The organism is Microcella sp., assembly GCF_025808395.1.
In the GTDB taxonomy this organism is placed as follows: Bacteria; Actinomycetota; Actinomycetes; order Actinomycetales; family Microbacteriaceae; genus Microcella.
Genome location: NZ_CP075524.1, coordinates 1,966,505 through 1,984,803, shown reverse-complemented (window position 1 = coordinate 1,984,803; position 18,299 = coordinate 1,966,505). Strand labels below are relative to the sequence as shown.

General features: G+C 69.6%; 19 protein-coding genes. 6 read left to right on the top strand and 13 right to left on the bottom strand.

Going from position 1 to position 18,299, the window contains the following annotated elements:
- Positions 1–131: 131 nt before the first annotated feature.
- The gene (locus KIT89_RS09665) at positions 132–908 is read left to right on the top strand and encodes an IclR family transcriptional regulator (protein WP_297600856.1); all 777 of its coding nucleotides are present in this window, start codon (positions 132–134) and stop codon (positions 906–908) included.
- Here the strand turns inward: KIT89_RS09665 and KIT89_RS09660 are convergent.
- From KIT89_RS09660 to KIT89_RS09645, 4 genes are all read right to left on the bottom strand, one after another.
- Positions 898–1,968 (bottom strand): low specificity L-threonine aldolase, encoded by a 1,071-nt coding sequence (locus KIT89_RS09660; RefSeq protein WP_297600853.1) that lies wholly within the window; start codon positions 1,966–1,968, stop codon positions 898–900. The genes KIT89_RS09665 and KIT89_RS09660 overlap by 11 nt on opposite strands.
- Before the next feature lie 4 nt (positions 1,969–1,972).
- Complete coding sequence (locus KIT89_RS09655) at positions 1,973–2,617, bottom strand: SDR family NAD(P)-dependent oxidoreductase (RefSeq protein ID WP_297600851.1); 645 nt, start codon at positions 2,615–2,617, stop codon at positions 1,973–1,975.
- A complete protein-coding gene (locus KIT89_RS09650) occupies positions 2,614–4,095 on the bottom strand; it encodes a DUF6421 family protein (RefSeq protein ID WP_297600849.1) in 1,482 nt (493 codons plus the stop codon). Before KIT89_RS09650 ends, KIT89_RS09655 begins: the two co-directional genes overlap by 4 nt.
- Before the next feature lie 150 nt (positions 4,096–4,245).
- A complete protein-coding gene (locus KIT89_RS09645) occupies positions 4,246–4,722 on the bottom strand; it encodes a hypothetical protein (protein ID WP_297600847.1) in 477 nt (158 codons plus the stop codon).
- Between the two features lie 106 nt (positions 4,723–4,828).
- On the opposite strand from KIT89_RS09645, the gene KIT89_RS09640 reads away from it, so the two are divergent.
- Positions 4,829–7,468: a LuxR family transcriptional regulator gene (locus KIT89_RS09640; protein ID WP_297600845.1), complete on the top strand. Its 2,640-nt coding sequence runs from the start codon at positions 4,829–4,831 to the stop codon at positions 7,466–7,468.
- Positions 7,469–7,473: 5 nt separating this feature from the next.
- On the opposite strand, the gene KIT89_RS09635 is transcribed toward KIT89_RS09640, so the two are convergent.
- Complete coding sequence (locus tag KIT89_RS09635; RefSeq protein WP_297600843.1) at positions 7,474–7,944, bottom strand: hypothetical protein; 471 nt, start codon at positions 7,942–7,944, stop codon at positions 7,474–7,476.
- A 128-nt stretch (positions 7,945–8,072) separates the two neighbouring features.
- The gene (locus KIT89_RS09630) at positions 8,073–8,906 is read right to left on the bottom strand and encodes an exodeoxyribonuclease III (protein ID WP_297600840.1); all 834 of its coding nucleotides are present in this window, start codon (positions 8,904–8,906) and stop codon (positions 8,073–8,075) included.
- Here KIT89_RS09630 and pyrE point away from each other — a divergent pair.
- Both pyrE and KIT89_RS09620 read left to right on the top strand, forming a co-directional pair.
- Positions 8,905–9,486: an orotate phosphoribosyltransferase gene (gene pyrE / locus KIT89_RS09625; RefSeq protein ID WP_297600837.1), complete on the top strand. Its 582-nt coding sequence runs from the start codon at positions 8,905–8,907 to the stop codon at positions 9,484–9,486. The genes KIT89_RS09630 and pyrE overlap by 2 nt on opposite strands.
- Complete coding sequence (locus KIT89_RS09620) at positions 9,483–10,649, top strand: hypothetical protein (RefSeq protein ID WP_297600834.1); 1,167 nt, start codon at positions 9,483–9,485, stop codon at positions 10,647–10,649. The genes pyrE and KIT89_RS09620 overlap by 4 nt, the downstream gene beginning before the upstream one ends.
- Before the next feature lie 39 nt (positions 10,650–10,688).
- On the opposite strand, the gene KIT89_RS09615 is transcribed toward KIT89_RS09620, so the two are convergent.
- The 5 genes from KIT89_RS09615 to KIT89_RS09595 all read right to left on the bottom strand — a co-directional run bounded on the left by KIT89_RS09615 (position 10,689) and on the right by KIT89_RS09595 (position 15,435).
- Positions 10,689–11,486 carry an HAD-IIA family hydrolase gene (locus tag KIT89_RS09615; RefSeq protein ID WP_297600832.1) on the bottom strand — a complete coding sequence of 266 codons (798 nt, stop codon included), beginning with the start codon at positions 11,484–11,486 and terminating at the stop codon, positions 10,689–10,691.
- A 58-nt stretch (positions 11,487–11,544) separates the two neighbouring features.
- Positions 11,545–11,679 carry an LAETG motif-containing sortase-dependent surface protein gene (locus tag KIT89_RS09610; RefSeq protein ID WP_297600829.1) on the bottom strand — a complete coding sequence of 45 codons (135 nt, stop codon included), beginning with the start codon at positions 11,677–11,679 and terminating at the stop codon, positions 11,545–11,547.
- Between the two features lie 43 nt (positions 11,680–11,722).
- Positions 11,723–12,586 carry a site-specific DNA-methyltransferase gene (locus KIT89_RS09605; RefSeq protein WP_297600827.1) on the bottom strand — a complete coding sequence of 288 codons (864 nt, stop codon included), beginning with the start codon at positions 12,584–12,586 and terminating at the stop codon, positions 11,723–11,725.
- Positions 12,587–12,639: 53 nt separating this feature from the next.
- The gene (locus tag KIT89_RS09600) at positions 12,640–14,013 is read right to left on the bottom strand and encodes an HNH endonuclease signature motif containing protein (protein ID WP_297600826.1); all 1,374 of its coding nucleotides are present in this window, start codon (positions 14,011–14,013) and stop codon (positions 12,640–12,642) included.
- A 78-nt stretch (positions 14,014–14,091) separates the two neighbouring features.
- The gene (locus KIT89_RS09595) at positions 14,092–15,435 is read right to left on the bottom strand and encodes an acyltransferase (RefSeq protein WP_297600824.1); all 1,344 of its coding nucleotides are present in this window, start codon (positions 15,433–15,435) and stop codon (positions 14,092–14,094) included.
- A 65-nt stretch (positions 15,436–15,500) separates the two neighbouring features.
- On the opposite strand from KIT89_RS09595, the gene KIT89_RS09590 reads away from it, so the two are divergent.
- Both KIT89_RS09590 and KIT89_RS09585 read left to right on the top strand, forming a co-directional pair.
- Positions 15,501–16,142, top strand: a complete 642-nt coding sequence (locus KIT89_RS09590; RefSeq protein ID WP_297600822.1) for an RNA methyltransferase — start codon at positions 15,501–15,503, stop codon at positions 16,140–16,142.
- Positions 16,143–16,201: 59 nt separating this feature from the next.
- On the top strand, positions 16,202–16,573 hold the full coding sequence (locus tag KIT89_RS09585) for a DUF4440 domain-containing protein (protein WP_297600819.1): 372 nt from the start codon (positions 16,202–16,204) through the stop codon (positions 16,571–16,573).
- Here the strand turns inward: KIT89_RS09585 and KIT89_RS09580 are convergent.
- Positions 16,570–16,881 carry a DUF3253 domain-containing protein gene (locus KIT89_RS09580; RefSeq protein WP_297600817.1) on the bottom strand — a complete coding sequence of 104 codons (312 nt, stop codon included), beginning with the start codon at positions 16,879–16,881 and terminating at the stop codon, positions 16,570–16,572. The two genes, KIT89_RS09585 and KIT89_RS09580, sit on opposite strands and share 4 nt — an antisense overlap.
- Positions 16,882–17,006: 125 nt before the next feature.
- Positions 17,007–18,284, bottom strand: a complete 1,278-nt coding sequence (locus tag KIT89_RS09575) for an MFS transporter (RefSeq protein WP_297600814.1) — start codon at positions 18,282–18,284, stop codon at positions 17,007–17,009.
- Positions 18,285–18,299: the final 15 nt, after the last annotated feature.

Sequence of the window (18,299 nt, the reverse complement as noted above, 5' to 3'; positions counted from 1 at the left end):
GGTGGCTCGGTGGCCACGTCGGGGGCAGTCTTCGCTCTCGCGTTCACCCCGGCAAGGGCGCTTCGCACCATGTGAGAGAAGTCGCCGAAGTCGCCCGTCGCGCTCGTTGTGCGTGCGCGTAGCATGGCGTCGTGGCGAAGAAGTCGCGCATCGACTCGCCCACCGGCACGCAGTCGGTGGAGCGAGTTCTGGGCGCCCTCGAGGCAGTGGCACGCGCCGCGAACGGTGTCGAGATCGCCGACGTCGCCGAACGCCTGCGGGTGAGTTCTGCTACCGCGTACCGGCTCGTCGGTGTGCTGCAGCGCCAGGGCTATGTAGTGCGTGGTCCCGACCACCGCTATCGCCTCGGCAAGACGGTGGGCCTGCTGGGGCTGGCTTTGCAGCGCCAGGTGCTCGCCACGCCGCCGATTCGACGGCTTCTCGACGCCGCGCGCGCAGCGGCCCACGCCCCCGTCTACCTGACGGGATTCGTCGACGGCGACGTCGTGGTCGCCCACATCTCAGACTCGGTCGAGCACCCGCGCATCAGCCAGCTTCACGTCGGTTTCGCCGAGGCAAACCACGCGACGGCATTTGGCAAGCTCATGCTCGCGGCGAGCCCTGCGCTTGTCGAGCGCAGTGATCGCCCGGCGCTCACGCGATCGAGCATCACGGGCAGTGAACCGCTGCGCGAAGAACTCGCGCGCATTCGCAGAGATCAGCTCTCGGTCGAGGTCGAAGAGTACATGCCCAGGCTCGCCTGCATTGCGGCCCCCGTGCGGTCAGAGCGCGGCTCGACGATCGGAGCAGTGTCGGTTTCGGTCTCTGCCGATGACTTCGCGTCTCGAGCCGACGAACTCGAACGCGTGGTGCGTCGTACGGCTCTGCAGGTGTCGTCGGCCCTGCCCCTCGTCGAGGTCAGCGCGTGAGTTCTTCGCGGATGACCTCGACGAAGCCGTCGATGTCGGCCTCGGTCGTGTCGAAGGCGCACATCCAGCGCACTTCACCCCGAGCGCGATCCCAGTCGTAGAAGCGCACGCGCTCACGAATGCGGTCGGCCGCGGCGTTGTCGAGCACGGCGAACACGGCATTCGCCTGCGTCTGCTGGCTGAAGGCGAGCGACCCGGCGGGCAGCGAGCCGTCGGCGAGCATCCCTTCGAGCGCCGATCGCAAGCGGGCCGCCATCGCGTTCGCGTGCATCGCAGAACGGATTCCCAGCCCCTCGTCGAACAGCGTGAGCAGCTGCGCGCTGATGAAGCGCATCTTGCTCGCAAGCTGCATGTTCATCTTGCGCAGATACAGCAGCCCGTCGACGCGGTCGGGGTTGAGCACGACGACCGCTTCGGCGCCCATGAGGCCGTTCTTGGTGCCGCCGAGCGAGAGCACGTCGACCCCAGCGTCTGCGGTGAAGGCGCGCAGCGAGGTGCCGAGGGCGGCTGCGGCGTTCCAGACTCGTGCACCGTCGAGGTGCAGAGCCATGCCGTGCTCGTGGGCGAAGTCGGCGAGCGCACGCACCTCGACTGGCGTGTAGAGCGTGCCGAGCTCGGTCGTGTTGGTGATGCTGACGGCGAGCGGTTGCGCGCGGTGCTCGTCGCCCCAGCCCCAGGCCTCGGTCGCGACGAGCTCGGGAGTCAGCTTGCCGTCATCGGTGGGCACCGTGAAGAGCTTGAGGCCGCTCACCCGCTCGGGCGCGCCGCCCTCATCGCTGTGGATGTGCGCGGTGCTCGTCGCCACGACGGCACCCCAGCGCGGCATGACGGCGGTGAGGGCGAGCACGTTGGCGCCTGTGCCGTTGAACACCGGAAAGACCTCGGCCTGCTCGCCGAACTCGGCCTTGACGACCTCGGTGAGCCTCGCGGTGTACTCGTCTTCGCCGTAGGCCACTTGATGACCGCCGTTGGCGTCGGCGAGTGCGGCGAACACTTCGGGATGCACGCCGGCGTAGTTGTCGCTGGCGAAGCCGCGGCGGTTGGTGTCGTGAACTCTCACTCGATCATTCTCTCGTGCTCAGGTCGACGAGGGCGCCGTTGAGCTGCTCGTGCCCCACCGACCAGAGTGCGGCGCACGCGGCGGCGAGGTCGTCGACGGCACCCGGCTCGTCGAGCGCGCCGACGACGAAGGTGACGGCGGCGGCCGGCAGCTGCTTCGTGCGCCATCCGCTCGCGAGCGCCTGCATCCACATCTCGGCTGCCGCCTTCAGCGTGACGTAGTTGGCCATGCCCCACTTCGGTGCGGCGACGGATGCTGAGCTGACGATCGCCACACGCCCCGCGCTCGACGCTCCGAGGTCGTCGCGCAGCTCGCGGCTGGCAACTCGCAGAGTGGTGAGCACACGACGTTCGAGCCAGTCGAAGTCGTCAGGGTCTGAGCCGCCGCGCCACCCGCCCACGAGGTGCAGCAGCCCGTCGATGCTCGGCCGACGCCCGCGCAGCTCAGCCGCCCACGCGGCCACGGCCGACGGGTCGGCGAGGTCGACGACCGCGGTCTCTGCCGCATCCACGTCGCTCAGTGACTCTGCTCGCGACCCGACGGCCACGACGTGCGCACCCGCGGCGGTGAGGGCCGCGCACACGGAGCGACCCCCGACTCCGCCCGCGCCGGCGACGACGATCGTGCGACCGGCGAGAGCGTCGCTCACTCGCTCGTTCCGGTGATGCCCGCGGTCGACTCGATGACCACGGCCATCTTCTTCTGCAGTGCCTCGTAGAACATCGAGAGCGGAAACTCGTCGTCGAGCACCAGATCGGTGTAGCCCTTGGGCGGGCCCGCGAGCACCTCATCGCTCAAGCCGCGAGCCCAGGCAGACGCCGGGTGCGGGGTGAGCGTGCTCGAGACCAGCTCGTAGGCCTTCAGCCAGTGCACCATCTTGGGTCGATCGATCGAGGCCCAGTACAGGTCGTTGATGGCGTTCGAGAGGTCGACGACGACGTCAGGAACGGCATCCCAGTCGATGGCGAGCTGAGTGTCTGTCCAGTGCAAGACACCCTTCTGGTGCATCCACGCGAACAGCAGCTGACCGCCCACTCCGTCGTAATTGCGCACGCGGGTTCCGGTGATGGCGAACCGGAAGATGCGGTCGAAGATGACGGCGTACTGCACGAGGCGCGCGTGCTGCCGCGTGACGTCGTCGGTGTCGGGGTGCCGCCACAGCGCGACGGCTTCACGAAACGCCGTCAGGTCGCACCGCAGCTCTTCGAGCGAGTACAAGAAGAACGGCATGCGCTGCTTGATCATGAAGGGGTCGAACGGCAGGTCGCCGCGCATGTGGGTGCGGTCGTGAATCATGTCCCACATGACGAAGGTGCGTTCGGCGAGCGCCTGGTCGTCGAGCAGCTCGAGCGCGTCTTCGGGCAGCTCGAGCTTGGTGATCTCGGCGGCGGCGCGCACCACGCGACGGAAGCGGGCTGCTTCGCGGTCGGCGAAGATCGCTCCCCACGTGAAGGTGGGCAACTGCGCGGGGGCGCCGTCTGGTGCGCCCGCGGGCACGCGCGGCGTGACCGCGACCGATTCGGGAAACAGCACGGCCGAGTTGGTGTCGTAGCCGGCGGTGAAGTCGGCGAACCGCAGCCCGAGGTACAGCGGGTTGCGATAGTCGCCGGCTTCGAGGTTCGCCACGAACTCGGGCCAGATGATCTCGAAGACGACGGCTTCGACCAGGCGATCGGCCGAGCCGTTCTGCGTGTACATCGGAAAGACGACGAGATGCGCAACGCCGTCTCGGCGATCGCGCGCCGGGTGGAAGGCGTCGAGGGCGTCATAGAAGTCGGGCACGACGAAGCCGCTCTCGACCCAGCGCTCGAAGTCGAGCGCGCATGCCCTCAGGTAGCTCTCGTCGTGCGGCATGAGCGGGGCGAAGTGCCGCAACGCATCGACGATGGTCGCGACGTGCACGGCGGCGTCGGCGTGGTGAGCAGGCTCGGGGATGCTGCCGTCATGCACCTGCAAGGGTCGCAGCGACTCGGCCGCGGTCTTGAGGCGCGACCAGGCGGGGTCAGCGACGATCTCGGCGGCCGTGAGCGCCGCATCGGTCAGCGCCGTGCGGTCGACGGCCGCGCCGTCTTCGACGACCTCGGGCTCTCCGATGATGGTCGTCCCGGTGCTGGTGGTCTCGGTCATGGGTCCCTCCTTCGTCTGCTCGGGTGCCGGCGCAGCAGTGACAACTGGCCATCATCGAGCCTACGCAGGAGTCTGGGGGTCGTGGTTGCGAAGCGCGCACGAATCGTGCGTGCACGCTCAGTATCGCGCGTGGAAACAGCGCGCCGGTGGTCAGTTCTTGGGGGTCGCTCCGTATTGCAAGAAGACCACGTCGTCGTCAGAGCTCGAACCCCAGGCGTAGGAGACGGTGAGGGAGTCGCTCTCGAGAATGTAGACCTTCGCGTCGGTGCCGATGCCCGACTCTTGCACGATCGTGAAGCCCGACCCCAGCAAGGCGTCGAGGCCCTCCTGGGCGAAGCGCTCGGTGGTGTTCATCGCGATCGTGGCCGTGCCGTCTGAGGCACCCGAGAGGATGATCTCGCCGTTCGGCACCGGCAGCTCTGCTGGCCACGACGACGGCAAGGCCGCTCCACCGCCGAAGTCGATCTCGAGACCCGACTCGTTCTCGATGAGCTGCTCGATGCCACCTTCGACCAGGCCCTCGACGAGACCCTCCGTCAGTTGATCGAGTGGATTCGCGAAGCATCCCGAGAGCGAGACGGCGAGACTTACACTGATGGCGGCGGCTACTGCTGGCGTACGGCGCATGAGGGGGCTCCTGTCGTGTGCGTGCCTTACAGTGTGCCTCTGATACTTGCTGGGCGCCAGGGCGCCTCACGCAATCGCCAGACCGCAGTCGGCTGAGGGAGCACGAATGGCACCGTGGCCCCTCGTCGCGCGCACCGCAGTGCTCGACGCCCTCATCGAAGGCCTCACCCGCACTCCGGCGCGCTCTCAATTGCTGCGCGGCGCCACCGGAGTGGGCAAGACCACCGTCGCCGCGGCCGCCGCCTCGAGCCTCGCTGCGCGGGGGCGAACGGTGGTGCCCGTCGTGGCTCTCGACGAATTGCGCGGAGTGCCCTTGGGGGCTCTCGCGCCGCTGCTCGCCGTGGCTCCGACTGACGCGCCGGCGGGCACCGTCAGCGACATCAGCACTCGACTGGCCGACCTCATGACCCTCGTCGGGCGGCACGCGAGCGACTACCTTCTCGTCATCGACGACGCCCCGCTGCTCGACGAGGCATCGGCGGCCGCGCTCTATCAGCTTGTGCGCGTGTTCGGGGTGCCCGCCCTGCTGACGGCGCGCGACGAGCACGCCATGACCGGGCCCGTGGCGAGACTGCTGCACGAAGACCTGGTCACCGTCACCGAGCTCGAACCCCTCACGATCGACGAGACGCGCACCGTGCTGAGTCGCCGCTTCTCAGTCGACCCGAGGCCCGAGACCCTCAAGCGCCTATACGAGACCTCACGCGGAAACCCGCTGTTCTTGCGCGAGCTGGTGTTCGCGGCCGAGGCGGCCGGCGGCGTGCGCGTGGGCGACCACGGCGCCGAGGTCGACGCTGCCGCGGTGCCCACCCGCGTGCTCGACTCGGTGTCGGGGCGGCTGGCATCGCTCAGCGACGCCGAACGAGCGATCGTCGAGCTCGTGGCCGTCGCCCAGCCCTGGCCGCACGCGGCGTTCACCGCAGGTGAGGCCGACGCCGTCACCGATCTGCTCGACGCCGCCGTGCTCACGCCCGCCGAGCCGCGTGAAGCCGGCTATGTGCACTTGGCGCACCCCGTCTACGCCGAAGCGCTCGTCGCCCACATGACCGCTGTCGTGCGCGCCGAACGGCGTCGAACCGCGGCAGAGCGACTGCTCGCTCTCGACGAGCCGCCCGTGCGGTTCACCGCTCTCTGCCTGCTGCACGACTGCGGTGCCGAGGTGCTCGTCGACGACCTGGTGTGGGCCGCCGACTACGCCCATCGCGTCGCCGACCATCAGCGGGCGCTGCAGCTGGGCGAGGCTGCGCTCGCCGTCGCCGACGATGCCCGAGCTGCGCTCACGGTGGCCGCGTCGCTGAGCGCGCTCGCCGGTGACCCCGCCCAGGTCGACGCGGCGTTCGAACGAGCGGCCGCGCTCGCCGACGACGACGAGGCTCGTGCCCGCGTCGAGCTGCGGTGGGGGCAGCACACCGCCCTGCGTGCCCACGAACCGGCGACCGCCGTGGCGCGTGCCGCCGCCGTGCTGTCGACCCTCGACCCCGCGGCGGCGGCGCTCGTCACCCCCGACCTGGCCAAGTGGCGCCTCATGGCCGGCGATGCGAGCGCGCTCGACGGCGAGGCGGCCGCGCACTCGGCACCCACTGGCACCGCACCCGCCGGCTCCGCACCCACCGGCTCCACCCCCGCCGACTCGGCCGCGGCCCTCGGCGCCGCCATCGGCAACGCCATGATCGCCACCATGATGGGCCGAGTCGACGCCGCCCGCACGGCGGTCGACGCCGGGCGGCCCCTCGCCGAGCACTTCGCGCACGTGCAGCCGCACGCCGGCGATCTGCTCGACCTCTCGAGCTTTCTCATCCACGTCGCCGACGGCCGCATCGCTGAGGCGCAGAGTTTCGCCGAGCAGCGCAGGCTGCAACCATTCGCCGACTCGGCCGGCAACTGGTCGTACGCTCTGGCACTCATCCACCTGCACGGCGGCCGCCTGAACGACGCGCTGCCCCTTGCCCTGCTCGCCGTTCAGCAGTTGCGATGGCGAGACTTCACGGGGCTCGTCGGCGCGGCCACCGCGCTCGCCGCCACCGTGCACGCGCAGCTCGGGCAGATCGACGAGGCGCGACGACTGCTCGACCTCTTGGCGCCCACTCAGCGCGACGACGTCAAGGTCGTGCTGCAGACCGCCGAAGCCGAGGCGTGGATCTCGGTGCACCAGAACGACCCCGACACCGCGGTCGCGGGGCTCGCCCACGCCGTCGCACGAGGGCTCGAGCTCGGGCACCTGCTGCTCGCGAGCCTCGCCGCTTCGGTGGCCGTGCGCATCGGCGGAGCATCCGCCGTCGCCCCCATGGTGGCCCAGGGGGCGCCCGTCGCCGCCTCGAGGCTCATCACGGCGATCGCCGATCTCGCGGCCGCCATCGACGCCCAGGATGCTGCTGCCGTGATCGAGCTCGCCCCCACTCTTGACCGCGCGGGCCTGACGGCGGCAGCGCACGACGCGGTGGCGAGTGCGGTCGAGTGGGCAGACGGCGACCGGATGCTGCAGCGCCGAGCTCGCGTGCTCGCGGCAGAACTCGCGCGCGACGTGGTGCCCGTGCGCACGACCTCGAGCGCACGACTCGAGTACGGTCTCACCGAGCGCGAGTGGCTCATCGCGCAGGCTGCCGCACGGCGCGAGCGCAGCCGCGAGATCGCCGACCGGCTCGGAGTCTCAGTGCGCACCGTCGACAATCACCTGTCGAGCGTCTACCGCAAGCTCGGCATCAGCGGCAGGGGCGAGCTCGAAGAAGAGCTGCGCGGGCAGCTCTAGCGAGCTCAGTTCGACGACGTCGAGACGGTCATCTGCACGGTCGACGTGCCGTCGTCGCTCGGGCCGAAGATGTACGAGACGGCGTAGGTCTCGTTCGACGCTGTGTACGACTTCGTGCCGTCACCGAGGTCGAACACCGAACTCTCGGTGAATCCGTTGGCAAGAATCGCCTGGTACCCCGCCTCGGCGGCCTCGGTCGAGGCGACGCTGATCGATACCGAGAAGACGTCTCCGGCGGCGGCCGAGAAAAGAATCTGGCCATTCGGCGTCGGAACCTCTGCGGGCCAACTGGCCGGCAGGCTCGCACCCGTGCCGTTGATGTCGACGTCGACGCCGGTCTGGTTTTCGATCAGCTGCTCGACCCCGCCCTCGACGAGGCCGTCGACGAGTCCGTCGAGCGGGTTCGCGAAGCACCCGCTCAGAGCGAGGGCAAGGCTGAGACCGAGGGCGGCGGTGGCGGGGGCGGTGCGGCGCATGGGGGGCTCCTATCGATGACGTTCACGGGGCCGCGCAGAGCGCGGCGATGCTGTGAACTCAGCATGCCGCAGGGCGCCGGGCGTCGTCATGAGTAGTGATTACTCGGCGAGACTGCGCGGTGCCGCACTCAGAAGATCATCGGGCGGTCGTCGTCGGCGTCGCTCTCGAGGTCGACCACGACGGGCACATGGTCGCTCGGGGCGTCGCCCTTGCGCTGCTCGCGCTCGATGCGGGCATCCACCACCCGATCGGCGAAGCCCGGCGAGCCCAGAATGAAGTCGATGCGCATTCCCTCGTTGCGCGGAAACCGCAGCTGCTTGTAATCCCAGAAGGTGAAGCCCTCGGGCACGAGGGGGCGCACGACGTCGCTCAGTCCGGCCGCCTCGAGCGCGGCGAACGCCTCGCGCTCTTGCGGCGAGATGTGCGTCGAGAGGCCGGGGATGAAGCTCGGGTCGCCCATGTCGGCGTCGGTGGGCGCGACGTTGAAGTCGCCCGTCAGCGCGAGCGCCCCGCCGGGGTTGTCGCGCAGCCAGCGTGCGCTGTCGTCGGCGAGGGCGCGTAAGAACCGCAGCTTGTAGTCCATGTGCGGGTCGTCGAGCGCGCGGCCGTTCGGAACGTAGAGGCTCCACACCCGCACGTCGTCGATCGTCGCGCCGATTGCGCGAGCCTCGAGCGGAGCATCCGGACCCTCATGGCCCTTCGCGAACCCGGGCTGGCCGCTGAAGCCGACCTCGATGTCGGTCATCGGCAGACGGCTCGCAATGGCGACGCCGTTCCACTGATTGAGGCCGTGCAGCACCACCTCGTACCCGGCCGCCTCGAACGGCTGCATCGGAAACTGGTCGGGCTTGCACTTGATCTCTTGCATCGCCAGCACGTCGACGTCGGCATTCACGAGCCAGTCGACGACGCGGCCGTGCCGGGTGCGGATGGAGTTGACGTTCCAGGTGGCGATGCGCATGAGGTTCAGCCTACGAACTACAGTGAAGGGTGTGAACGAGGTGAAGGCGCAGCTCATCGAGCTCATTCGCGATGAAGCCGTGTTCCACGGCGATTTCACGCTGACGAGCGGCGCGAAGTCGAGCTACTACATCGACCTGCGGGCCATGAGCCTTGATCATCGGGCCGCACCCCTCATCGGGCAGGTCATGGTCGACCTCATCGCCGACATTCCCGACATCGCCGCAGTCGGGGGGCTCACGATGGGCGCCGACCCCATCGCCGCGGCAGTGCTGCACCAGGGCGCCGCCCGCGGAACGACGTATGACGCCTTCGTGGTGCGCAAAGCGCCGAAAGACCACGGGCGCGGCAAGCAGGTCGAAGGCCCCGACGTGTCGGGCAAGCGCGTCGTCGTGCTCGAAGACACGTCGACCACGGGCGGGTCGCCGCTCACTGCGGCGCGCGCTCTCGAGGCGGCCGGCGCGACGGTCGTCGCGGTCGCCGTCGTCGTCGACAGGGCGACGGATGCTCGCCGCGTGATCGAGGAAGCCGGGTATGAATACCGCGCCGCTATCGGCCTGAGCGATCTGGGGCTCGCATGATCGACGAGCGCGACCCCGGCACCGACGACACCAACTCGGGCGGATTCGACGCCGACGAGTGGTTCCGCTCGCAGTTCGGTGCGCCCGAGCCGCAGCCCGAGTCTGCGCCGCCCGCGCCGCAGTCGCCGGGCTCCACTCCCGAACCCGGCCCGCTGCTGACCCCGCCACTGCTCCCCCCGCCTCTCGCGCCGCCGCCTCCGCTCGTGGCGCCACCGCTCCAGCCGCCGCCCACGCTGCCTCCCGTTGCCGCACCCCCGCCAACGGGGTGGCCAGCGCCTGAGTCGCTAGCGTCACAGCCGCCAGCACCTCAGCCGTCAGCACCCGAGCCGTCAGCGACCGAACCCGTGGAGGTCGTGCTCGAGCCGACGGAGGCGATGCCCGCGATCGACCAGGCAGGGCGACCTGCTGGTGACGCGGCGACCGAGCTCATGCGCACGCCCGAGGAGGGCGGAGCGCTCGACGAGCTGTTCGGTTCGGAGAACTTCAGAGAGTTCGACGACGAGCTCATCCCTGCCGCGCCGCGGTCGACGCGCAAGGGCGGTGCCGATGGCGAGGGCACACCGCCGCGCGCGCCGCTGACGAAGAACCAGAAGGTGCTGCTCTGGATCGCCGGTTCGCTCGTCGCGCTGCTTGCTCTTGTCGCCCTGTTCTTCGTGGGCACGCGCATCCCCGACCTTCTCGGCCCGGCTCCGGGAGCCGAACCGACGCCCACTCCCACCCCGACCCCGACCCCGACCGAGGTGGAGCGGCTGGTCGGTCCGGTGCCTCCTGGCGATTACCGCTGGGACGAGTTGTGGGGCGGCGAGTGCCTCGAACCGTATGCGAACGCGTGGCAAGACGAGTTCACGGTGGTCGACTGCGGGGTGCCGCACACCGGTCAGTTGGTGGCGAGGGCTCCCTTCCCGCTGCCTGAGGGGCAGGCCGAGTTCGGACAGTACCCGGGCGAAGAAGCGCTCGCTGCGCAGATCGCGATTCTGTGCAGTGCTCCCGGCGTGATCGATCTTGCCGCCGCCGGCGCTTTCACCGACATTCAGCTGCAGGGAGCGTTCGCGGTGACGGAAGAGCAGTGGGATGACGGCCTGACCGACTTCTTCTGCTTCGTCAGCAGGTCATCGGGAGAACCGCTCACGGGGTCGCTCGCGATTCCGCCGCCCGCACCTTGAGCGAGCCGTCGACCTGGTTCGGCGCGCTCGAAGGCGACCTTACAGCTCGACTTCGACGGGTTCGGTCGCGACGAGCTCGTGCACTCCCGCGAGAATCTCGTCGGGTCGGAACGGGTACTTCGCGATCTCGTTGTCGTCGCTGATGCCGGTGAGCACGAGCACCGTGTGCAGGCCGGCTTCGATGCCGGCGACGATGTCGGTATCCATGCGGTCGCCGATCATGGCGGTGTTCTCACTGTGCGCGCCGATGCGGTTCATCGCCGAGCGGAACATCATCGGGTTCGGCTTGCCCACCACGTAGGGGTCTTTGCCGGTGGCCTTCGTGATGAGCGCCGAGATGGCGCCGGTCGCCGGCATGGGCCCTTCAGCACTCGGGCCTGTGGCGTCGGGGTTCGTCGCGATGAACCGGGCGCCCTGGCCGATCAACCTGATCGCTTTCGTGATCGCGTCGAACGAGTAGTTGCGGGTCTCGCCGACGACCACGTAGTCGGGGTCGGTCTCGGTCATGATGAAGCCAGCCTCGTGCAGCGCCGTCGTGAGGCCGGCTTCGCCGATGACGTAGGCGCGGCCGCCCGGTATCTGGCTCGCGCAGAAGTCTGCTGTCGCGAGCGCCGATGTCCAGATCGACTCCTCCGGCACGTCGAGCCCTGAGGCGCGCAGCCGGGCGGCGAGGTCGCGGGGGGTGAAGATCGAGTTGTTGGTGAGCACCAGAAACGGCGTGCCCGTGTCGCGCCACTGGGCGATGAGCTCGACGGCACCCGGCAGCGGAGTGTTCTCGTGCACGAGAACGCCGTCCATGTCGGTCAGCCAGCACTCGATGTCGCGACGGTCAGCCATGCGGGTCAGCCTACTGGCGTGATGTTTCGGGTTCGGTCTCGGTCGGTGAACGGGATGCTCACCCGTTGTCTGCGCGCCGCTTCAGCACTGCGCGCACGATGAGCAGCGCAGCGCCGAGCACGACGATGGCCGCCGCGATGCCGGCGATGAGCGGTACGAGGTCGTTCGAGCCGGTGAGTGCAAGTTCGATCACTGCACCACTCTAGCTCTGCTGCAGCGGCGGGTTCGGGGCTCGTTCAGTCGCCCCCGAAGGGCCCGTTGAGGCGCAGCGCTGCGATCGCGATCGCGTCGGCGCTCTCGTCGATGCTGATGCTGCGTCGGCCGAGCGCGTGGGCGGCGGCGGCGGTGGTTCCGCTGCCGGCGAAGGGGTCGAGCACCCAGTCGCCTTCGCGGCTCGAGGCCTGCACGATGCGGCGCAGCACGCCGAGGGGTTTCTGGGTGGGGTAGCCGGTCTTCTCGGCACCGTTCGTCGCGACGATCGTGTGCCACCAGACGTCGGTCGGCAGCTTGCCGCGCGCCGCTTTCTCGGCAGTCACGAGGCCCGGGGCCATGTAGGGCTCACGGTCGACGGCGCTGCTGTCGAAGTAGTAGGTCTGCGGGTTCTTCACGTAGACCAAGATCGTGTCGTGCTTGGTCGGCCAGCGCCGTCTGGCTTTGGCCCCGTAGTCGTACGCCCAGATGAGTTCGTTGAGAAAGCACTCGCGGCCGAAGAGCGCATCGAGCGCCACCTTCGCGTAGTGCGCTTCGCGCCAGTCGAGGTGCACGTAGAGCGTGCCGTCGTCGCGCAGCAGCCGGCGAGCTTCGATCAGCCGGGGTGCGAGAAAGCCCCAGTAGTCGGCGAACGTGTCGTCATAGCTGCTGAGCGCTTCGATCGTGCGGGCGTAGGTGGTGCCCGAGAACCCCAGGTGCGCGCCGTCGGGGTCGCGGGTGCTGCGAACCGTGGTGCGACGCTGCGTGCGACCAGTATTGAACGGAGGGTCGAGGTAGATCAGCTGCATGCTCTCATCGGGCAGGCCGGCCATGACCGTCAGGTTGTCTCCGTGGATGAGCAGGTCGGGGCCGTCGGGGCTCCACGAGGCGGCTGCAGCAGACGTGCTCATGCACTGACGTTAACAGGGGTGCACACGCGCTGTGCGCAGGGCGGCGCGGGTTCTCAGCTCGCGATCTGCGTCGCGGGCTCGGTGCGATACCGGCGCCCGCTCGGCGCGCGCCAGTCGAGCGCACCACCACCGGCCTGGCTGACCTGCCAGGCAGTCTGATGCTTGAGTCGGTGGTGTGCCTCGCACAGGTGCGCGAGGTTGTCATGTCGAGTGGCGCCCTGGTGCTGCCAATCGATCGTGTGGTCGATGTCGGCCTGAGCTGCTGAGCGACCGCACCCCGGAAATCGGCAGGTCTCGTCGCGCACCCGCAACCACAGCTTCAGATCTCGCGGCACCGCGTATCGGTCTCTGCCGACCGAGAGCACGGTGCCCGACTCGGGGTGAGTGAGCAACCGCACGAAGCTCGGTGCGTGGGCGGCGAGCCGGCGAGCGACGTCGTCGGCGATCGGGCCATAGCCTTCGAGGTGAGCAGCAGCAGGCGCGGGAGTCGCGCCGCCTGCCTGGGCGGGCGGCGACGTGTCGGGGCCGATACAACCGCTACTCGCGCGGTTGAGCAAGGTGAGGGCGGGCACCGTGACAAGCACCGTCGCGCGAACGCCCGAGCCGACTGCGCTGCCGCGCACGACTCCGTCGGTGAGGAGGTCGGCCAGCACGTCGGCGCGACGCTGCGTGAGGGTGCGTGCATCGTCGGCGGCAGCGAGGCCGGTGGCGATCTCAGTGATGCGGCGGTACGCGCCGATCGCCTGCTCGGCGGGGAGATGAGCAGTGAGCCACGCCATGCCGTCGCGGCCGGGCTCGACGAACACCGAGCGCGACTCTTCGGCGACCCGACGACGCTCGGAGATCGAGGCGGGGTGCTCGCGCTCGCGAAGTGCTCGCGCGCGCTGTCGGAAGCCGGCTGGAGTGCGCGACTCGGCGAGCGGCAGGGCGGAGGCCTCGAACGCGGCCCACGACTCGTCGGGCAGCGAGCGCGCCTCATCGATGAGGATGCTCGCGTGCCGGTATGACACGACCCCCGAGCGCAGCGCCTCGAGAGTCGTCGGCAGCGAATGCACGAGTGCCGCGCTGTCGGCGACAAGCTGCTCAGCCTCGCGCTCACTGATGCGCGTCGCCGTCGCGAGCTCACTCGCGGCGACACGGCGAGCAGAGACCGTCGGCGACCACGGTCGACCCGGCCCCGATCGCGCAGGGCCCTCGGCCGCGAGCGCGAGCCGGTGCACCTCGTCTATCGCGACGGCTCGATATGCCGAGAGCGATGCCATGAGCCGCTCGACTTCGACGATCGAGTCGAGCACTGTGCCGATCGCGGTGTCGACGACGGCCGCGGCCGTGCTCGGCACAGACGCGGGTGCGTCGAGTGTCGTCGGCCACGGCCCATCGAGGGCCCTCGCGGTGCGCGCGGCATCGGGTGCGGGGGTGGTCGACATGCCAGTAGTCAACCGTGCACCACCGACATTGCGACGGCAGCGGAGCAGGTCGACACCTCGCTGTGGAAAAGGTTCTGATCAGGGCTTTTGTGAGGGAGCGGAGCGCTCTGGAGCGGAGCCGGAAGCGGAAGCGGCGGGGTCGGTGAGAGCAGAGGGCGTCGCAGCGACGGGCTGGTCAGAGCGAGCATCCACCGCCCGTCGCCGGGGCGACCGCAGCAGCACCGCCAGCAGCATGAGCGTGACCCCGATCGCCGCGCTGTAGGCCGGAGTGAATCCGCCGATGAGAATCGTCACCACACCCGCGATGCCGAGCAGCACCTTGAGCGCCGCGAGCCACGGCCCCACCGGGGCGGGCACGACGCGTTCGCCGCGCCGCTCGATCCACGCCACCCCCATCACGATCGGAATCAGCAGCAGCGCCACCGCGATGAGGAACGGCGGTCGGCTCTGCCACCACTCCTCGCTCAACGGCTCAGGGAACGGTGCCCCCGAGATCACCAGCACCACGGCCAGAATCACGATGACCGGCACATGCCACAAGTAGATCTGCATCGCGTTGCGGTTGATCGCGTCACTCAGCCCCGCGAAGGTCTCGCGCTCGGCCAGGCGCGACAACCACGGGCGCATCCACGCGAACAGCAGCACCTGCCCGACACCGAGCACGAGAATCGCCGCCGTCGGAGGGTTCAGGTTGTCGTACATGTCGGTCGAATAGCCGACGATCGTCGTCAGAAACAGCAGCACCCCGAACGCGCCGATGCCCGCGACGAGCAGCAGCCACCGCCGACGCCAGTCGAACCACCCGTCGGCGAGACAGAAACCGAGCTGCTGAATGAACACCCACACAAACAGCAGATTCAGGGCTCCGATCAACGGCTGCGCGGTGAGCAGCGAGACGGTGTCGACCACCATGACCCCGGCGAGCATCCCGAACAGCGTCAGCCACGGAGCCCGCTCATGCAGGCGTGCCATGAACGGCACGAGACCAGCGCAGCCCAGGTAGACGGCCAAGAACCAGAGCGGCTGACCGATGCGAAAGCCCACCTCGGTGAGCACCGCGTCTGGCAGGCCGACCAGGGCGAGAATCGCGAGCGTGATGCCCACGAGGGCGAGCGGCAGCAGCGCCGGCCTCGCCAGCCTGGCCACGCGGTCGCGCACGTAGGCGCTCGCCATCACCCCGCGATCGCGTTGGCGGCGCCACGCGAGCAGGCTCGAGAAGCCGCCCATGACGAAGAAGAGCGGCATGACCTGCACGACCCACGTGCTCCAGGCGAAGATCGGATGCCCGTCGAGCGAGTTCGAGATAGCGAGCCCGTCGGTCTCGACCGTGATGCCGGCCATCATGACGTGCAGCCCGACAACGACGACGAGGCAGGCGGCACGCGTCAGGTCGACGGCACGGTCTCGGGTAGCGCTGGCCATGATGTCATCAGAGTACGTGACGGCAGTGCGACGGCATAGGCGCAGAAGGCCCCTAGCCTGGAGCCATGACCGTCGAGCCGGGCCCCGGCGACCCCAGCCACGAGGTGACGACGCACGGCGTCGGCCCCTGGCAGGGCGAGTGGCCGACAGACCCGCGCTACGACCCCGAGCTGCTGGCGAACGGCGACACCCGCAACGTCATCGACCGCTTTCGCTACTGGAGCATGGAGGCGATCGTCGCCGACCTCGACGCTCGCCGGCACCCCTTTCACGTGGCGATCGAGAACTGGCAGCACGACCTCAACATCGGCTCGATCGTGCGCAACGCCAACGCCTTCCTCGCGCGTGAGGTGCACATCGTCGGCCGCCGCCGCTGGAACAAGCGCGGCGCCATGGTCACCGACCGCTACCAGCACGTGCGGCACCACTCCGACATCGGCGAGCTCGTCGCGTTTGCTCGCGAGAGCGGGCTGCCGATCGTGGCGGTCGACAACGTGGAGGGATCACGACCGGTGGATGCTGCGCCCCTGCCGCGCGCCTGCATCCTGCTCTTCGGGCAGGAAGGCCCGGGCCTATCGCCCGAAGCGCTCGCCGCCGCCGACGAGGTCATCGAGATCACGCAGTACGGGTCGACGCGCTCGATCAACGCAAGCGCGGCCGCGGCAATCGTGATGCACGAGTGGGTGAGGGTGCACGCGGGCTCGTGACGAGCATCCGCCCACATCACCGTCTTGACGGCGCTCGCCGCAGCCGATGGACTGGCACCATGACCGCGATCACTGACGATCTGCCCGCGCAACTGATTCACTCTGAGCACGAGGGGTGGCAGGCGATGACTCGCGGCGAGGGGGGAACCCACTCGTTCAACGCCATGTTGCCTGACGCGATCATGGTGTTTCCAGGTTCGCTTATTGAGCGTGGCGCGGTCATTGTGGCCCTTGATGGTGTCGTCTGGAGCGAATACACGATGAGCGATCAGCGGGTCGTGCGCCTCGGCGACCGGGCCGCGATGCTCGTCTACCGCCTGCGCGGTGTGCGCGAGCGTCAGCCCGTCGACCTGTGGGCGTCGACGACCTACGTCTATCACGAGGGCCGCTGGCGCGTCGGGGCGCACCAGCAGACGCCCGCAGGCGACTAGGGCGCGCGACGGGCGGGCTCCATGAGGTCGCGCCACGCGCCATCAGCCGCAGACTCGCAGACCGCGCGCGCCGCCTCGCTCGGGCAGATCGTCGCCCCAGCGGGGCGGTGAGCGAGAAGGCTCAGGATGCCCGCCTCGAGCTCGCGATCGACGGGCCGAACTGCCCGAGTGCGGCAGGCCTCGCTGCACCAGCGCACCGCGTGCCAGTCGCGCGCCCACCGAGCGCGCCACTCGATGCGTCGGCCGCACGAGGCGCACACCCTGTCGGCGCGCTCGTCGGTCTCGGCGCGCTCTCGCTGACGACCCATGCCGTCAGCTTGCCCGACGCACCTGCTACCAGGCTTGACGTTCGCGACCGGCTCGAGTGGTCACTAGTTGTTGCAACCCTTGGGTGAAGCGGCAACAACTGGCAACTCGGTGAGGGGTGGCGCAGCTAGGAGCGCGAAGCTCGAGCGTCGCGTGAGCCTCCGCGGGCGTCGCGCGCGAGCAGCAGCCCGACGCTCGCGATGACGAGCACGGCCGCGGCGGTGCCGCCGAACAGCAGTAGCTGCCCACCGGCCTCGTAGGCGAGGCCCGAGAGCGCGGCGGCGACAGTCGCGGCGACGAGGCCGATGCCGCGCAGCAGCCCCTGGGCCGAGCCTGCGCGCGCGGGGTCGACGGCGTATGCCATGGCGGCGGCCGCACCGATGAAGGCGAGTGCTTGCCCCGTCGACTCGACGAAGCCCATGCCGGTGGCGATGAAGGGGTTGCCGACGAAGCCGTAGAGCAGCACGATCGGCAGCAGAATGGCGAGCCCGCGCCAGTAGGCCGAGACGCCGCCGCGCCGGTCGGCCATGCGGCCGGCCCAGCCGGCGACGATGACGTAGGGCACCGCGAACAGTGCGTAGCTCGCCGCGGTGAGCAGCGGCCCGGCGCCGATGTCGGCCATGAAGCGCGGCCAGATGCCGTCGTAGGCTCCCGTCGGCACCATGACGGCGGCGTAGAGCAGCACGATGCCGATGATGCGGGGCGAGCGCAGCAGGTCGAGGCTCGAGCGCGGCGCACCCGCCCCGAGCCGCAGCGCGCCCCCGGCGTCGGTGCCGTCGAAGCCCATGACGCCGGCGGCGATGCCGCCTGTGGTGGGATGCGGGTCGTCAGCGAGCGAGGGCGACGACGCCGCCTCGCGAAACCCGGCGAGCACTGGAGCGACGGCCGCGAGCACGACGACCGCCGAGACGGCGAGGATGGCCGAGGGGCTCGCGACAGAGATCGCGACACCCGAGGCGAGAGGCCCGACGGCGATGCCCGCGAGCTCGGCCGCACCGAGTCGGCCGAGCAGCTCTCCGCTGCGAGTGGGGTCGCTGCGCACGAGCAGAGCACTCGCGGCGATGACGAAGATGCCGAAGCCGAAGCCGCCGAGCCCGCGCGCGGCGATGAGCTGCCAGCCCGCGATGGCGGCGGCGCTGAGGCCGAGCGAGACGGCGACGAGCAGCACGCCGCCGACGGCCATGAGCCGGGCATGCCCGCGGTCGGCGAAGGGTGCGACGAGCAGCTCGGCGATGAGGGCCGCGCCGAACCCGGCCGCCGCGAGGTAGCCGATCTCGGCGGTGCTCACCCCGAGGCTGCCCTGCAGCGACGGAATGAGCGGAAAGATGACGAACGAGGCCGACGACAGAATCACCATCGACACGACGACGCTCGGCAGGAGGCGTCGCCCATCGTGCTGCGTCATGGCATTCCCTTGTGT

What these genes read in the sequence shown, in the direction of transcription:
- KIT89_RS09600 (WP_297600826.1), bottom strand. Translation starts at nt 14,013, where the DNA reads ATGTCGACCACCCCCGCACCCGATGCCGCGCGCACCGCGAGGGCCCTC.
- KIT89_RS09635 (WP_297600843.1), bottom strand. Translation starts at nt 7,944, where the DNA reads ATGCGCCGCACCGCCCCCGCCACCGCCGCCCTCGGTCTCAGCCTTGCC.
- KIT89_RS09580 (WP_297600817.1), bottom strand. Translation starts at nt 16,881, where the DNA reads ATGGGTCGTCAGCGAGAGCGCGCCGAGACCGACGAGCGCGCCGACAGG.
- KIT89_RS09605 (WP_297600827.1), bottom strand. Translation starts at nt 12,586, where the DNA reads ATGAGCACGTCTGCTGCAGCCGCCTCGTGGAGCCCCGACGGCCCCGAC.
- KIT89_RS09585 (WP_297600819.1), top strand. Translation starts at nt 16,202, where the DNA reads ATGACCGCGATCACTGACGATCTGCCCGCGCAACTGATTCACTCTGAG.
- KIT89_RS09595 (WP_297600824.1), bottom strand. Translation starts at nt 15,435, where the DNA reads ATGGCCAGCGCTACCCGAGACCGTGCCGTCGACCTGACGCGTGCCGCC.
- pyrE (WP_297600837.1), top strand. Translation starts at nt 8,905, where the DNA reads ATGAGGTTCAGCCTACGAACTACAGTGAAGGGTGTGAACGAGGTGAAG.
- KIT89_RS09650 (WP_297600849.1), bottom strand. Translation starts at nt 4,095, where the DNA reads ATGACCGAGACCACCAGCACCGGGACGACCATCATCGGAGAGCCCGAG.
- KIT89_RS09620 (WP_297600834.1), top strand. Translation starts at nt 9,483, where the DNA reads ATGATCGACGAGCGCGACCCCGGCACCGACGACACCAACTCGGGCGGA.
- KIT89_RS09590 (WP_297600822.1), top strand. Translation starts at nt 15,501, where the DNA reads ATGACCGTCGAGCCGGGCCCCGGCGACCCCAGCCACGAGGTGACGACG.
- KIT89_RS09630 (WP_297600840.1), bottom strand. Translation starts at nt 8,906, where the DNA reads ATGCGCATCGCCACCTGGAACGTCAACTCCATCCGCACCCGGCACGGC.
- KIT89_RS09640 (WP_297600845.1), top strand. Translation starts at nt 4,829, where the DNA reads ATGGCACCGTGGCCCCTCGTCGCGCGCACCGCAGTGCTCGACGCCCTC.
- KIT89_RS09615 (WP_297600832.1), bottom strand. Translation starts at nt 11,486, where the DNA reads ATGGCTGACCGTCGCGACATCGAGTGCTGGCTGACCGACATGGACGGC.
- KIT89_RS09575 (WP_297600814.1), bottom strand. Translation starts at nt 18,284, where the DNA reads ATGACGCAGCACGATGGGCGACGCCTCCTGCCGAGCGTCGTCGTGTCG.
- KIT89_RS09645 (WP_297600847.1), bottom strand. Translation starts at nt 4,722, where the DNA reads ATGCGCCGTACGCCAGCAGTAGCCGCCGCCATCAGTGTAAGTCTCGCC.